This is a genomic window from Pigmentiphaga aceris (assembly GCF_008119665.1).
In the GTDB taxonomy this organism is placed as follows: Bacteria; Pseudomonadota; Gammaproteobacteria; order Burkholderiales; family Burkholderiaceae_B; genus Pigmentiphaga; species Pigmentiphaga aceris.
In genome coordinates this window covers 4,366,755-4,381,589 of the sequence record NZ_CP043046.1, presented here as the reverse complement: position 1 = coordinate 4,381,589, position 14,835 = coordinate 4,366,755, and the positions used below count along the sequence as shown (strand labels likewise).

The following is a 14,835-nucleotide window of genomic DNA, read 5'->3' as shown; positions in this document are numbered from 1 at the left end:
CAGGCCGATGTAAGGACCGGCGCGGCCCGGATTGTACGTTGGCAGGGTTTGTCCGCAGTAAGAATATTGCGTTGCAAGCCGCGACAGCCGCTGGTTTCGGTACCCTTGGGGGTTTCCAGCAGACGGCGACCGGCTGGCGGATTGGTAAGCCTGAAGTAAGCGGCTGCCGATACCGTGGCCGCAGCCCTGACCTCATATTCACCACAGAAGAAGGATGTGCTGCGATGTCTACCATCGACTCAGTGTTGACGGAAAACCGCGTATTCCCCCCTGCCGACGCATTTGTCGGGCAAGCCAATATCTCCGGCCGCGCTGCCTACGACGCCATGTGCGCCGAGGCGACGAACGATCCGGAAAACTTCTGGGCGCGACTGGCGCGCGAAAACCTGAGCTGGGCGACGCCTTTCACTCGCACGCTCGACGAAAGCCAGGCTCCGTTCTACAAGTGGTTTGACGATGGCACGCTGAATGTGTCCTGGAATTGCCTGGACCGCCATCTGGAAAACGGCAACGCCGACAAGACCGCGATCATCTTCGAGCGCGATGACGGCACGTCTGAACGCGTCACCTATCGTGCGCTGCACGCCCGTGTCGCCCAGTTCGCCAACGGCATCGCCGCGCTTGGCTACAAGAAGGGTGACCGCGCGATCATCTATCTGCCGATGTCGATCGAGGCAGTCGTTGCCATGCAGGCCTGCGCCCGCCTGGGCGTGATCCACTCGGTGGTGTTCGGCGGTTTCTCGGCCAAGAGCCTGCAGGAACGCATTGCCGACGTGGGGGCCACGCTGGTCATCACCGCCGACGAACAGGTTCGTGGTGGCAAGACCATTCCGCTCAAGCCCGCTGTGGACGAAGCCTTCTCAATGGGCGGCTGCGACGCTGTCACCAATGTCATCGTGTATCGCCGCACGGGCGGCAATGTCGCGTGGAACGAAGGCCGCGACCGCTGGATGCACGACGTGACCGCTGGCCAGCCAGAAACCGCGCCCGCCGTGCCGGTCGAAGCCGAACACCCGCTGTTCATCCTGTACACCTCGGGTTCCACCGGCAAACCCAAGGGCGTACAGCATGCGTCGGCCGGTTTCCTGCTGTGGGCACAACTGACGGTGAAGTGGACCTTCGACCTGAAGCCCGACGATGTGTTCTGGTGCACGGCCGACGTGGGCTGGATCACCGGCCACACCTATATCGCCTATGGCCCGCTGGCAGCAGGTGCCACGCAGGTCATCTTCGAAGGCGTGCCGACCTACCCGAACGCTGGCCGTTTCTGGGACATGATCGCGCGCCACAAGGTGTCGATCTTCTACACCGCGCCCACGGCGATCCGCTCGCTGATCAAGGCAGCCGACAACCAGCCCGACCATCATCCCGACAAATACGATCTCAGCTCGCTGCGCCTGATCGGCTCGGTGGGGGAACCGATCAATCCCGAAGCCTGGATGTGGTACTACAAAAACGTCGGCGGCGAGCGTTGCCCGATCGTCGATACCTGGTGGCAGACCGAAACCGGTGGCCACATGATTACCCCGCTGCCGGGCGTCACGCCGCTCAAGCCGGGCTCGTGCACCTTGCCGTTGCCAGGCATTGCCGCTGCCATCGTTGATGAAACTGGCGGTGATGTGGAACTGGGCAAGGGCGGCTTCCTGGTGGTCAAGCGCCCGTGGCCGGCCATGATCCGCACCATCTGGGGTGATCCGGAGCGCTTTAAGAAAAGCTATTACCCGGAAGAACTGGGCGGCACCTACTACCTGGCAGGTGACGGTGCGAACCGCGATACCGATGGCTATTTCTGGATCATGGGCCGCATCGACGACGTGCTGAACGTGTCGGGCCACCGTCTGGGCACCATGGAAGTGGAATCTGCGCTGGTGGCACACCCGCTGGTGGCTGAAGCCGCTGTGGTGGGGCGTCCCGACGACTTGACTGGCGAAGCCGTGGTGGCTTTTGTGGTGCTGAAGCAAGAGCGTCCGGATGGCGAAGAAGCCAAGGCCATCGCCAAGACCCTGCGTGAATGGGTCGGCCGCGAAATCGGCCCGATCGCCAAACCCAAGGAAATCCGCTTCGGCGACAACCTGCCGAAGACCCGCTCGGGCAAGATCATGCGGCGTCTGCTGCGTGTGGTGGCCAAGGGTGAAACCGTGACGCAGGATGTCTCGACGCTGGAGAACCCGGCGATTCTTGATCAGCTGGGCAAGGCGCTTTGAAGGTTTGCAGCTAGGTTCAGCGGGGTCTTGCCCCAAACGTTCAAGAGGCTGCCGTTCGAGCTTTTGAACATGAGGCTGGACTTTCCATGAAACGCCGCCCGGTCACCATCTGATGACGGGCGGCGTTTTTTATCGCCCGAAGGATTCTGTTGGTATTCGCATTGATGTGATCATGCCGTCGGGGGCACGCAACAAGACAGACCGCCTTCAGCCTTTCTTGCGCAACAGCGGGCAGGTGCTGCATAGCTCGCCAGACGGCAGCTTGTAGTACAGGCAGCAGGTCTTGCGAAAACGAGTGCCGTCTTCGTCATCCACCGTCGGCGTGAGCGAATGAAAGTAACGGGCAAGCGGGTTGTGATCCAGCCCGAACAGCGTGCCTGGGGCCTCGCTCACCAAGTAAGCGAAGTCTGCGTCGATGCGGGCGCGTTGCGCTGGCGTGGCGTCGCCAGGCATGCGGCTTTCGTACAAGGAATACACGCGCACCGCCATGTTTTCCCACAAGATGCGAGGCGCGAGGCGCGACACGGCACAGAAGCTGGACCACAGCGGTGCCAGATGCTGAGCGAACAACTGCGCAATCACGGTATCGCGCCAAGCGTGACGGGCATTCGCATCATCGGGGGCCGCGCATGTATGCAGAGTGCGCAGGCGCAAGTGCGAACGCCACAGCTTGCCGTCATGGGTGACGTCGACGCAGGTGTTTTCGGGGGACAGGTCAAACGCACGGTTGTAGACCGACATGGCGTACAGGCTTGCACCCGTGGCAAGAAAGCTATGTCGTTTGCCAAGCATCGACGCCGTGATCGTGCGTGATGGCGAGCCTATCCGTGGGCCGAGTTCATCCAGCAGCGCGGCGCAACGTGTGGGGTCGAACAGGGCACTTAGTGATTCACCTTTTGACTGGTTGCCCGACTCCCATGATTCCCGGCCTGGCTCCGGCAGCGCCAGTGCCAGTTTGCCGGTCAGCGGTGCCCATTGCGCAGCGCTCAGCTCGGCCCGAAAGGTTTCAGCTCGAGAAGTTTCAGCTTTACAACGCGCTGCTCGAAAAATCATCGCTGTGGGCGGCTGGGTTGGCGCCCTTTGCCAAAGGGCACGCACAGCGGCGTACCGAACAGCGGGTCAGCGATGATGCGGCAGTCCAAGTCAAATACCTGCTTCACCAGCGCAGCATCCATGATCTCGGCCGGGGCACCTGCTGCCACCACCACGCCTTCGCGCAAAGCCACCATGTGATGGGCATAACGTGCCGCCAGATTCAGGTCATGCAACACCATCACGACCGTCTTGTCTCGCTCGGTGTTCAAGCGGTCTACCAGATCCAGCACGTCGATCTGATGGGCCAGGTCCAGGAAGGTGGTGGGTTCATCCAGCAACATGATGGGCGCGTCTTGCGCCAGTGTCATCGCAATCCAGGCACGCTGGCGTTGGCCGCCCGACAAGGTATCGACAGCACGGTCACGCAGGTCGGACAGACCGGTGTCGCGCAGGGCTGCGTTCACCTGTGTCTCGTCTTCACGGGACCACTGGCGTAACCAGTTCTGGTGGGGGTAACGCCCCAGACGCACGAGGTCGTGCACGGTCAGTCCGTCGGGTGCCGTGGACGATTGCGGCAGCATCGAGAGTTCGCGCGCCACCTGTGCTGACGATTGCTGCGCAATGTCGCGGCCATTGAGCAGCACCGTGCCCTGGTTGGGTGCGAGCAGGCGCGCGAAGCTTTTCAGCAAGGTGCTTTTGCCACAACCATTGCTGCCCACGAACACGGTGATGCGACCGGGAGGCAAGCTCAGGTCAAGCCCGCGCAGCACGGGCACGGCGTCGTAGCGCACGTGCAGGTTCTGGCAGGCAAGGGGAGCGGGCGATGCAGTCATTTGAGGCAAATGGGTAATCGGTGGTCAGGCAAAGAGCAGCCGGATAAGAATCGGATGGATGAAAACAGGTCAATAAGAGGCTGGTAGATAGAAAGCAAGTATCTGGAAATCAAGTAGATCAGTCGGCGCGATGACGCGAACGAAGCATCAATTGAACAAAGAAGACTGCGCCCAGCGCCGCCACGAAAATGCCGGCCGGCAAATCGCGCGGGGCAAACAGCACACGGCCTGCCAAATCGGCCACCATCACCAGCAGGCCGCCAATGGCCGCACTGGCCCATGCCGCCACGCCGAAGGAATGGCCGATCAGGCGGCGTGCCAGGTGCGGTGCGATCAAGCCAGTGAACGCCAGTGGCCCGGTGCAGGATACCGCCGCACCTGCCATGGCAACCGCAACCGTCAGCAACACAGCGCGCATGACTTCCACGCGCTGACCCAGACCTTGGGCAAGCGCGTCGCCCAAGCCCGCGATGGCTGCATGACGCGCCAGCACCGCCAAGGCGATGGCCAGTGGCGCGAGCCATGCGGCCAGTCGTCCGATGTCGGTCCAGGTAGCGCCGAACACGCTGCCGGTCAGCCACACATAAGCCGACATGGTGGCGTTGGCCGGTCCGCGCACCAGCACGAAGGTGGTGACGGCGCTGGCCAGGGATGCCACCGCCACCCCGGTCAACACCAGGCGCACCGGCGTCACGCCGCCGCGCCACGCCAGTGCATAGACCGCCGCGCCGCATGTCAGCGCCCCGGCAATGGCGGCGACCGGCAACCAGTTCGGTGCAGCCACCCCTGCACCGTAAGCCAGGAACAGCACGGCGGCTGCTGCCGCACCCGGGCCCACGCCCATCAGGTCGGGCGAGGCCAGCGGATTGCGCACCAGGGTTTGCAGCAGCAGTCCGGCTACGCCAAGCGCGCCGCCGGCCAGCAGGGCAAGCACGACGCGGGGAAGTCTAAGCAGATGGATCACCAGTGCGTCGCTATCATGGCCTGGTGCGGTCAAGGCCTGGAATACTTTTGCTGGTGACAGCCAGTGCTGACCCGCACTCAGGGACAACACCGCGACCGCCAGCAGCAGCACGATCAACACCGCCAGGCGTCCGAGCGCCGGCCCGGGCGGCAAGCGCGAGAACGCACCGATGCGCCACGCGCGCTGCATGTCAGCCACGGCCATGCTGACCCCGCCGCAACATCACGATGAACACGGGTACACCCACTATCGTCGTCAGCACACCAATCGGTAGTTCCTGAATGCTGCCCGTGGCACGCGCCAGTACATCGGCCGCCACCAGCAGTACTGCGCCAAACAGCGCACAGGCAGGCAAGAGCCAGCCATGTCGGGGCGATACCAGCCGACGCGCCAGGTGCGGCACGATCAAGCCGATAAAGCCGATGCTGCCCGCCATCGATACCGCAGCCCCAGCCAGGCAAACCACGGCCAGGCCGGTCGCGGCTTTGATGCGACCCATGCGCTGGCCCAGCCCGGCTGCTACCTGATCGCCCGCTGCCAATACATCCAGGTGTGGAGCAAGCAGCAGCGCACCGATCAGGCCCAAGATCAACACTGGCACCAAACCCAATACATCGCGCATGTCACGCGCAGACGTTGAACCCGCGAGCCAGAACAAAATGTTGTCCAGGCTTTCCTGGTCCACGATCAGAATGGCTTGGGTGATGGCCACGCACAGGGCCGTGATGGCGGCACCTGCCAGCACCAGTCTTGTCGGGCCTGCATGGCGTGCATTGCCCAGCAGGTGTACAGCGGCACCGGCCAACGCTGCGCCCGCAAATGCAGCGCCGGTGATGAGTGCGGCAGGCGAAAGGGCCACGTACAACGACACCAGCACGATGGCCAGCACCGCTCCGGCATTCACGCCGAACAGGCCTGGCGAGGCTAATGGGTTGCGTGTCATGGCCTGCATCAGTGCGCCTGCCACGGCAAGCGCAGCACCCACCAGCGTGGCAATCATCAGGCGCGACAGGCGAGTGGTGGTGACCACCACATGTTCCGCAACGCTGGGGTCGTGGTGCAACAGGGCGTCGATCACCGTGCGTGGCGCAATGCGCAGCGGTCCGGTGCTCAGGCTGACCAGCGCAATCACCAGCCACAAGACGCCCGCCAGCAACAACCAGGCGGCGGGCGCAAGGCGAGCCGGGCGATTCATGTTCGGAAAAGCCATGTCAGCACCACATCACGTCAGCAGCACCCGTTCGACATCGTCCAGCACCTTGTGCGCGGTCTGGAAACCGCCCGCCAGGCTCCAGCTGACGTTGTCCACCGGGAACACCAGGCCCTCACGCGGGGCGCGCAGTGTGGTCCACAAGGGGTGCGCCTGCCAGGCACGCAAGGTGCGCTGCACCTGAGCGCTGCCCGATCGTTGCAATACAAAAAACACGTCCGCATCAGCCACCGGAATCTGCTCGGCCGACACCAGTTTCTCCATCACCCGCGTCGGCCCGCGCTGCACTGGCATGCGCGCAAAGCCAAGCTGACCCAGAATCAGGCCCGAATAGCTGTTTTCCAGATAGGCGCGCACATGGTCGTCACGGAAGTCCAGCACCGACACGGTCAACGGCCACCGTGCACCAAAGCTCGCAGCCAAGCGTGTACGAAGCTGTGCAGTGCGATCGGCAAACGCCGCAAGCAGACGGTCTGCCAAGGCGGAACGACCAATTGCCCGGCCGATTTCCCGCATGCCGGTACGGAAGTCGTAGACATCGTCCAGCATCAGGGTAGGTGCAATGCGCGCCAGCAGTGGCTCGATGCGCGCATGCCGAAAACGCGAGCCAACAATCAGGGTGGGGCGCAGATAGATCAAATCTTCCAGGCTGGGCTGCGTCTCCAGGCCCAACGGCAAGCTGCCCTTCAATGCATCGCGCAAATACCGATACGTCGGCCGCTCGCTCCATGATTCCACCACGGCCGCAGGTTTTACACCCAGCGCAACCACGATGTCGGTCGCGCCCTGGTACAGCGTGGCCACCCGCTGGCTGGCAGCGGTCGCATCACGTGCATCAGCGGCATGCAAGCGGCCAGCGGCGGCCAGCAACACGCCGCCGGTGATCAGCCGACGGCGTGTGTGATTGGGCGGAAGCTGCGCGGCCAGGGCAGGCGAATTCAAGGCACGCGCAGTCAGTCCCTTAGAAGTACAGCGAGTAGCCAATCGTCAGGGTGCGGCCGCGGCCTGCGAAATAACGATCGGGTTCGACCAGTGCGCTTTGCGAGTAGTACGTGATGTAGTCCTCGTTGAACAAGTTGGCAATGGCGAACTTGAGTTCGCCCTTGGGCAGTTGGTAACGCAGCGCGGCATCGACCAGGGTGTAGCCACTGAAATGCTTGGCCGATTCGTCGAAGCTGCGGGTGAAGGCGTGTTGTACTTGCACGTAGGTGGACACTTCACGCGACCAGTCCGCCGACCAGCTTGCCACCACGCGGTCTGGAGACACGTTCAAGCCGTCGAGCTTGGCATCCAGGCTGCCGTTCTCGTCACTGTCATAGCGGCCACGCGTATGCACATACGACAGCTTCACCTTGTGCTGCGGGTTGATCTTGAAGCCAACCGAGGCATCCACGCCCTGAATGCGCGTCTTCTCACGTGCGGTGAGGAACACGCCACCCACAGAGGTTACCCGGGCCCCCAGGTCAGAGTCCGACTGGAAGTAGCTCAGGCTGCCATCGAACGCACCCTGCGCCCCACGCACGCCGACTTCCTTGCTTTCCGTGATGATCGGCTGCAGCGCCGACAGATTGTCGATGCGCTGGCCCGGCTGGTTGATCGACCGCAGCGTGCGGCCCACGTCAGGAATGCCAAAGCCTTCGGAATAGCTGCCGAACAGGCTCAGGCCCTTCACCGGCGTGTACACCAGGCCTGCGTTATAGACCGTGTCCTTGAAATCGATCTTGCCGCCTTCCACCAGCACGCCGTTGTTCGCAGCCAGGGTGCGGTAGCTGCCGACCTTCAGTTCAGCATCTTCGCGGCGCACACCGCCGTGCACGGTCAGCGCATCGGTCAACTGGAATTCGGCCTGACCGAACAATGACAGGTTGTTGTACTTGGATTCAGGCACATACGTGCGGCCCGTGCCGTACAAATCCTGCTTGCCCTTGTCGAACAAGGTATCGAAGCCGCCTGTCAGCTTCAGGCGGCGGTCCATCAGGTCCGACTTGGTCAAGGTCACTTTGCTGCCGTACTTCGATGCCACTGAGCGGCTCTGGTCGTACAAGGTGCCGAGCGGTGCGAAACGCACGTCCTGGAACGTAGCCGTGTTGGTGGCCCCGAACAGACCCTCGAATTCCTGATTGAACGCCATTACCGACAATTCCATGCCCGCGAAGTCGGTATTCTGGTAATTCACGCTCGATGTCCACACGTCGTTCCGTGGTGCCGAACCGGGCGGCGTGCCTTCGCGTGAGGTGGTCGGAATGCCCAACTGGCGATTGCCCGTCACGCTCAGGTAGTCAGCGTTGTTCTTGATGCGATAGCGGTTCACCGACATCTGCAGACGCTGCTTGCCGTCGATCTGGTAGCCCAGCTTGGCCAGCACGTCGTAGCTGCGCGAATCCATCATGTCGCCCTGCGTGTTGTCCACGCCGATCAAGCGGCCCTTGGCGTCGCGATACGTACCCTGATCGTCGTAGCTCAAGGACAGCAGGTAGTCCCATGCGCCTTGTCGGCCATTCAGGCCGTAGGTGGTGCGCAAGCTCAGGCCATCGCCGTCCACGCGCTCGGTGGGCATGGTCATCTGCACGTCGATATGCTGGTTCAGCGTCCCGTCTTCCGGGCGCTTGGTCACCAGGTTGATGACACCGCCTGTTGCACCCAGGCCGTTCACCGCGTTGGCACCCTGGATCACCTCGATGCGTTCCAGCATGCTGTAGTCAATCGTGTGGACTTCACGGCCGGTAGGGCGAATCGGGTTGGACTGCGGCACGCCGTCGATCAGAATCAGGGGGGTGCGGCCTCGCAATGTCTCGCCGCTGCCTGTGAGCTTGCCCCGGCTGGGCGTATACGATGGAATCAGGTTGCTGAGCACGTCTGACGCATTGGTGGAAATCGACAGTTGCTGTTCGATCTGTTCCTGCGTGATCACCTGCACCGTCTGTGGTGACTTGTCGGTAGTGATATTGGACCGTGTTGCCGACACGACCACGGTCTCCAGTTGGGCCGGCTCCTGGGCGTAGACGGTGAAAGGGAGCGGAACGGCAATGGCCAGTAGTGGCAGGGTGCGGGTACGCGCGCGGGAGGTCAAACGCTTCATCATGACAGCTACCTGACGGCGAGTTGAAGACGCCAAATGGTAGAGTGATTGAGAATTGTTCTCAATAATTGTTTCAGGTTTTGTGTCTATCTGTTCTCATTGTTTTGAACGATCAGGGTGATTCCGGATGTCACAATGGTTTAACCTTATGCAAAATACCGGCCATGCAGGTGGAGGAGACATCTACCTTGCTGGCACAGAAGAACAAACTGCAGGCGGCCTGGCAACACAGAGTGCCGGCCGCCGGCAAATAAGCGCTGAATCCGGTCCTGCGATGTTCCATCCAGAGACAGGCGTTCAGACTCAAGGCACCCATCAAACGCGGCCGAGTGTTTCAAACCTCGACCCGTCGTTTGTCCAGACGCCCACCCCCATGCCGCCTGCCGTGTCGTACCCCGACTTGCGCGCGCACTGGCGCCGTCATCTACGCCTGATTCTCATCTTGCTCGCCGCAGGCGCTGCAGTCAGTTTCGGCATCAGTTTCTTCGCACGATCCCTTCAGTTTTCCTTCTTCGGCTGGCCCTTCTCATTCTGGGTGGCAGCCCAGGGTGCGCTTTTTGTCTATGTCGCGATCGTCTGGTGGTACGCCCGCCGGATGGAAGCCATGGACCTGCGTGATGGTGTCGCGGAAGAGGAAGACTGATGGCGGGCGGCGCGACACAACGCGCGTTCGAAGCGTCGCTCAAGCGCGTTTACCTGTGGTTTGCGCTGAGCGTTCTGGTGTTCGTAGGCCTGCTGGCGATCATGGAACGCTTCGGTCTGCCGCGCGACTGGATCGGCTACATCTTCCTGCTGGCAACGGTCAGCCTGTATGCCGGTATCGGCATCATGAGCCGTACTTCGGATGCCGCCGAATACTACGTAGCCGGGCGTCGCGTTCCCGCCATCTTCAACGGCATGGCCGTCGGTGCCGACTGGATGTCGGCCGCGTCTTTCCTGAGCCTGGCCGGCACGCTGTATCTAAGCGGTTACGGCGGCTTGGCCTATGTCATGGGCTGGACGGGCGGCTACTGTCTGGTGGCCTTGCTGCTCGCGCCTTACCTGCGCAAGTTCGGCCAGTACACCATTCCCGATTTTCTGGGCGCGCGCTACGGCGGCAATCTGCCTCGTCTGTTGGGCGTGCTGTGCGCACTGGTCTGTTCCTTCACCTATCTGGTTGCCCAGGTCTACGGCGTGGGGCTGATCGCCACCCGCATGACGGGCGTGGCCTTCGAGCTTGGCATTTTCATCGGCCTGGGTGGCATGCTGGTCTGCTCGTTCCTGGGCGGCATGCGCGCGATCACCTGGACGCAGGTGGCGCAGTACATCGTGTTGATGATTGCCTACCTGATCCCGGTGATCTGGCTGTCGGTCAAACATACCGGCATCCCGGTGCCCCAGTTGGTCTACGGGTCGGTGCTGGAACAGGTCAGCGAACGCGAGAAGCAACTGGCGAACGATCCGGCCGAACTGGAAGTGCGCCGCATCTATCAGCACAACGCCGATGTGCTGGGCGACCGGCTGTCGCGCCTGCCCGGTTCCTGGGTCAGCGAAAAGGTGGCGCTGCAAAAGACTTTGCAGCAGTACAACCAGAGCAACGCCCCCCTGGCCGATATCAAGGCGGCTGAACGTGAACTCAATACCTACCCCGCAAGCCCCGAGCAGGCGCGGGTGCGTTGGACCGAAGAGCGGGCCGCGTTCGAAGCGCGTGCAGGTCCGCCACTGCCGCATGCCGAACCGTTTCCGGCGGCAGACGAGGCAGGCAGCGACACGCTGCGGCGCAATTTCCTGGCGCTGGTGTTCTGCCTGACGCTGGGAACGGCGGGGCTGCCGCATATCCTGGTGCGCTACTACACGACGCCCTCGGTGCGCGAGGCGCGGCGCTCGGTGGTGTGGTCGCTGTTCTTCATCTGCCTGCTGTACTTCACGGCTCCGGCGCTTGCCGTGCTGGTGAAGTACGACATGTACAACGTGGTGGTTGGGTCGGAGTTCATGCGACTGCCGGCCTGGGTCAGTGCGTGGAATTCCGTCGATGCGAGCCTGCTGTCGATCACCGACGTGAACCGTGACGGCCTGGTGCAACTGGCCGAGATCGGCATTGGTGCCGACATCGTGGTGTTGGCCATGCCGGAAATCGGCGGCTTGCCCTATGTGATTTCCGGGCTGGTGGCCGCGGGCGGGCTGGCGGCCGCCTTGTCCACAGCAGATGGCCTGTTGCTGACTATATCGAACGCCTTGTCGCACGACACCTATCACAAGGTGATTTCGCCGCTGGCATCGCCCGGTCGGCGGGTGATGGTGTCGAAACTGCTGTTGCTGATCGTCGCGCTGGCTGCTGCCTACGTGGCGGCGCGCAAACCTGCCGACATCCTGTTCACGGTCACGGCCGCGTTTTCGTTTGCGGCCTCGACCTTCTTCCCGGTGCTGGTGCTGGGCATCTTCTGGAAGCGCGCCAACAAGTGGGGGGCAGTCGCCGGTTTCGTGTGTGGTTTGGGCGTGACCTTCGCCTACATGGTGGCCACCCACCCGCCGCTGCGGGAACTGCTGTTGCAGATTCCCCGCAGCCAGCCGGTGCGCCTGCTGTGGGATATCCAGCCTTTATCGGCGGGGGTCTTCGGTGTGCCCGCAGCATTTGCAGCGGTGATCATCGTGTCGCTGCTGACCCGTCCGCCCGATGCCGCCACACGCGCCCTGGTGGATTTCATCCGCGTGCCCTCACTGCCTCGTCCGGCTGTGCTTGATCCCGATCAGAAAGGGGAGTGAGCGCTTTGTTTATTTCCCGGAGTTCGAGGCGTGTGCGCGTGCTTGCAGATAGAATCCTGCGCATGTCGCCGATCCGCGCCTGGTTGCGCACACCTCGTCCTGCTTACGCTGTCCGGCAGTATCTGCTTGGACTGGCGCTGCTGGCGTTCGTATTGCGGGCGCTGATGCCCATGGGCTTCATGCCTGGCATGGATGCGCATCACGGCAATCAGGTTGTGCTGATGCTGTGCAATCCCGCAGGCGTGGAAACCGCCTTTGTGCTGGACATCGGCGACAGTCATGCGCAGGCCGATGCTGCCAGTACGCAGGACGATCAGGGCATGTCCATGCAGAACTGTCCGTTCTGTATGGCCACCTCGCAAGCCATGTTGCCGACCGCCGACATCGTGCTGCACGTGGCGTCGCTTGCCACCAGCGACGTGCCGGTTGCTGTCTATGTCGGCCCGTCGCCAATCACTGCGCAAGGCCCGCCGCTGGGCTCACGCGCGCCGCCTGCCCACCTCGGTTGATGGTTTTGTTCCGGTCCTGAACGGGCCGGTCGCTACATACATCCCGAGGTTTTTTTCATGTCTGGAATTTCCCACGACGCTGCCATTGCGGCGCGTCGCGCGGCGCTTGGCTGCGCGCTTTTCCCTGTTGTTCTGCTTGCTGTTTCCCCCCTTCATGCCCAGACCACTGCGTCGCAACTGCCGCAGATCGACGTCGTTGACACCAGCCCCGTCGTCAACGGACGGCTCGATCTGGACACCCCTTCCGATACCGGCAGCCGCCTGGGTCTGACGCCGCGCGAAACCCCTGCCACCGTCACGGTGGTCAACCGCGCCACCATCGACGCCCGCGGTGCGCAGAACACCCAGGACATCTTGCGCAGCATCCCTGGCGTGACTGCCCACGATGCCCCGGGGTCGGTCGGCGTGTTCTACCGAGGCTTTTCCAGCAACTCGATCAGTCAGTTGTTCAACGGCGTGAACGTGCAGTATTCGATTGCCGCGCGCCCGGTGGACAGCTGGATCTACGACCGCGTGGAAGCCATCGGTGGACCGTCCAGTTTCCTGTTCGGATCGGGTGCGGTGGGTGGTTCGATCAACTACATCACCAAGGTCGCCGAGCGGCAGAACTTTGGTGAAGCCCAGGTGCGACTGGGCTCGTATGGTCTGAAGGAAACCTCGTTCGGCATCAATCGGCGCATCGCAGGCGATGGCAGCGGGGCAGGGGACCACTACGCCCGGCTGGACGTGAACCACCGCGACGCAGACAGCTGGACAGATGGCACCGGCAGGCGTTCGACCCAGGTGGCGGCCTCGTTGCTGTCAGACCTGGGCAGTGGGTTGTCGCACACCTTGGCCTATGAATTCCAGGACGAAGATGTTGACCGTCCTTATTGGGGCACGCCAACGCTGAACCCAGCAGTTGGTCGCATGCGGATAGACGAAGGCATTCGAGACAAGAACTACAACAGTGCCGATGGCGTCTACCAGCAGCGCGTGCAATGGCTGCGGTCCGTTACCGACTGGAAGGCGTCCAGTGCGCTGTCCTTCAAGAACACGCTGTACGTCTACGACGCCTTGCGTGACTACCGCAACGTGGAGACCTACCGCTACAACGCGTCCAATACCGCAGTCATTCGCTCAGCCGCCTTGCTGCAACGCCACGACCAACACCTGATAGGCAACAGGGTGGAAGGCCTGTATCGCGGCACGCTGGGTGGCTTGAAAAGCGACTGGTCGTTTGGGGTGGACTACAGCGTCAACAAACAGACGCGGTTCCCGAACAGCTTGCCAGCCGTGGTCAGCACCGTGAACCCGTACAACTTCGGCACCGAGAATTTCTTTGACGTGCCGGGAATGCGCCCCGGTTTCGTGCCCGACCGCAATAACAAGATCACCACGGCTGCGGCCTACCTGGAAAACCGCACGGCCTTGCTGCCCAGCCTGAACCTGATCACCGCGCTGCGTCACGAGCGCATCGATCTGGACCTGACCAACCGTCGTGCTGTGACAGCCGCCAGCCCGGCCAGCTATTCGCGTAGTTATTCACCCACCACGGGCCGCATCGGCTTGGTGTGGGACGCGACGCAGAACGCCAGTGTCTATGCCCAGTACGCCACGGCAGCAGATCCCCCGTCGGGCGTCTTGTCCACCGCGAGTTTTGCTGATGTGATGAACAACAGCGAACTGACCACCGGCCGCCAGGCGGAAGTCGGTGCCAAGCTCGACTTCTGGGAAAACAAGGGCACGGCGACGCTCTCGGCTTACCGCATCACCCGCAAGAACATTGCCACGCAAGACCCGAACAACAGCGCCTTGACCGCGCTGGTGGGCGAACAGTCCGCGCAAGGCGTTGAACTGGCCGTGGGCTTGCAACCTGCGCCACGTTGGTCGGTGCAGGGCAACCTGACCTATGTTGATGCGCAGTACGAAACCTTCCAGCAAGCCGGTGTATCGCTGGCCGGCAAACGGCCGACCAACACGCCTGCCGTCGTCGGCAATCTGTGGTTGTCGTATGCGTTCACGCCTGCATGGCAGGCCACGCTGGGTTTGCGTCACGTGGGAAAAGCGTATGCCGATGGTGCCAATACCCAATACTGGCCGTCTTACACATTGGTGGATGTCGGCCTGGGCTGGCGCATTGACCGTTCCATGACGTTGACAGCACGCATCCGCAACCTGACCGACAAGGTGTATGCGGCGAATGTGGTCAGTGGCATGGCGTATCTGGGTGCCCCGCGCACGGCCGACCTGACGCTGCGCGTCGCGTTCTAGGCCGCC

11 protein-coding genes are annotated in these 14,835 nt (G+C 62.4%); 5 read left to right on the top strand and 6 right to left on the bottom strand.

The window, feature by feature from the left end:
• Positions 1–224: 224 nt before the first annotated feature.
• Positions 225–2,204 (top strand): acetate--CoA ligase, encoded by a 1,980-nt coding sequence (gene acs / locus FXN63_RS18990; protein WP_148816737.1) that lies wholly within the window; start codon positions 225–227, stop codon positions 2,202–2,204.
• A gap of 207 nt (positions 2,205–2,411) precedes the next feature.
• Here acs and FXN63_RS18985 read toward each other — a convergent pair whose 3' ends face one another.
• From FXN63_RS18985 to FXN63_RS18960, 6 genes are all read right to left on the bottom strand, one after another.
• Positions 2,412–2,996, bottom strand: coding sequence for an IucA/IucC family C-terminal-domain containing protein (locus FXN63_RS18985; protein WP_222863943.1), 585 nt, complete (start codon positions 2,994–2,996; stop codon positions 2,412–2,414).
• A gap of 257 nt (positions 2,997–3,253) precedes the next feature.
• Positions 3,254–4,072 (bottom strand): ABC transporter ATP-binding protein, encoded by an 819-nt coding sequence (locus FXN63_RS18980; RefSeq protein ID WP_148816735.1) that lies wholly within the window; start codon positions 4,070–4,072, stop codon positions 3,254–3,256.
• Positions 4,073–4,190: 118 nt separating this feature from the next.
• Positions 4,191–5,240 carry a FecCD family ABC transporter permease gene (locus FXN63_RS18975; protein ID WP_222863942.1) on the bottom strand — a complete coding sequence of 350 codons (1,050 nt, stop codon included), beginning with the start codon at positions 5,238–5,240 and terminating at the stop codon, positions 4,191–4,193.
• Positions 5,227–6,246, bottom strand: coding sequence for a FecCD family ABC transporter permease (locus FXN63_RS18970; RefSeq protein ID WP_222863941.1), 1,020 nt, complete (start codon positions 6,244–6,246; stop codon positions 5,227–5,229). The genes FXN63_RS18975 and FXN63_RS18970 overlap by 14 nt, the downstream gene beginning before the upstream one ends.
• Before the next feature lie 12 nt (positions 6,247–6,258).
• Complete coding sequence (locus FXN63_RS18965) at positions 6,259–7,188, bottom strand: ABC transporter substrate-binding protein (protein ID WP_222863940.1); 930 nt, start codon at positions 7,186–7,188, stop codon at positions 6,259–6,261.
• A gap of 19 nt (positions 7,189–7,207) precedes the next feature.
• Positions 7,208–9,328, bottom strand: a complete 2,121-nt coding sequence (locus FXN63_RS18960) for a TonB-dependent receptor (protein WP_187394952.1) — start codon at positions 9,326–9,328, stop codon at positions 7,208–7,210.
• Between the two features lie 145 nt (positions 9,329–9,473).
• On the opposite strand from FXN63_RS18960, the gene FXN63_RS27345 reads away from it, so the two are divergent.
• Genes FXN63_RS27345 through FXN63_RS18940 form a run of 4 tightly spaced genes read left to right on the top strand, consistent with a single transcriptional unit; the run spans position 9,474 to position 14,829 of the window.
• On the top strand, positions 9,474–9,968 hold the full coding sequence (locus FXN63_RS27345; RefSeq protein WP_342791190.1) for a DUF4212 domain-containing protein: 495 nt from the start codon (positions 9,474–9,476) through the stop codon (positions 9,966–9,968).
• Positions 9,968–12,067, top strand: coding sequence for a sodium:solute symporter family protein (locus FXN63_RS18950; RefSeq protein WP_148816734.1), 2,100 nt, complete (start codon positions 9,968–9,970; stop codon positions 12,065–12,067). Before FXN63_RS27345 ends, FXN63_RS18950 begins: the two co-directional genes overlap by 1 nt.
• A gap of 38 nt (positions 12,068–12,105) precedes the next feature.
• The gene (locus FXN63_RS18945; RefSeq protein WP_148816733.1) at positions 12,106–12,576 is read left to right on the top strand and encodes a DUF2946 family protein; all 471 of its coding nucleotides are present in this window, start codon (positions 12,106–12,108) and stop codon (positions 12,574–12,576) included.
• A 57-nt stretch (positions 12,577–12,633) separates the two neighbouring features.
• The gene (locus FXN63_RS18940) at positions 12,634–14,829 is read left to right on the top strand and encodes a TonB-dependent receptor (RefSeq protein ID WP_148816732.1); all 2,196 of its coding nucleotides are present in this window, start codon (positions 12,634–12,636) and stop codon (positions 14,827–14,829) included.
• Positions 14,830–14,835: the final 6 nt, after the last annotated feature.

Excerpts from the sequence above, each read along its gene's own strand:
- FXN63_RS18960 (WP_187394952.1), bottom strand. The coding sequence starts at position 9,328 with ATGATGAAGCGTTTGACCTCCCGCGCGCGTACCCGCACCCTGCCACTA.
- FXN63_RS18980 (WP_148816735.1), bottom strand. The coding sequence starts at position 4,072 with ATGACTGCATCGCCCGCTCCCCTTGCCTGCCAGAACCTGCACGTGCGC.
- FXN63_RS18975 (WP_222863942.1), bottom strand. The coding sequence starts at position 5,240 with ATGGCCGTGGCTGACATGCAGCGCGCGTGGCGCATCGGTGCGTTCTCG.
- FXN63_RS18940 (WP_148816732.1), top strand. The coding sequence starts at position 12,634 with ATGTCTGGAATTTCCCACGACGCTGCCATTGCGGCGCGTCGCGCGGCG.
- FXN63_RS27345 (WP_342791190.1), top strand. The coding sequence starts at position 9,474 with ATGCAAAATACCGGCCATGCAGGTGGAGGAGACATCTACCTTGCTGGC.
- FXN63_RS18970 (WP_222863941.1), bottom strand. The coding sequence starts at position 6,246 with ATGGCTTTTCCGAACATGAATCGCCCGGCTCGCCTTGCGCCCGCCGCC.
- acs (WP_148816737.1), top strand. The coding sequence starts at position 225 with ATGTCTACCATCGACTCAGTGTTGACGGAAAACCGCGTATTCCCCCCT.
- FXN63_RS18985 (WP_222863943.1), bottom strand. The coding sequence starts at position 2,996 with ATGCTTGGCAAACGACATAGCTTTCTTGCCACGGGTGCAAGCCTGTAC.
- FXN63_RS18950 (WP_148816734.1), top strand. The coding sequence starts at position 9,968 with ATGGCGGGCGGCGCGACACAACGCGCGTTCGAAGCGTCGCTCAAGCGC.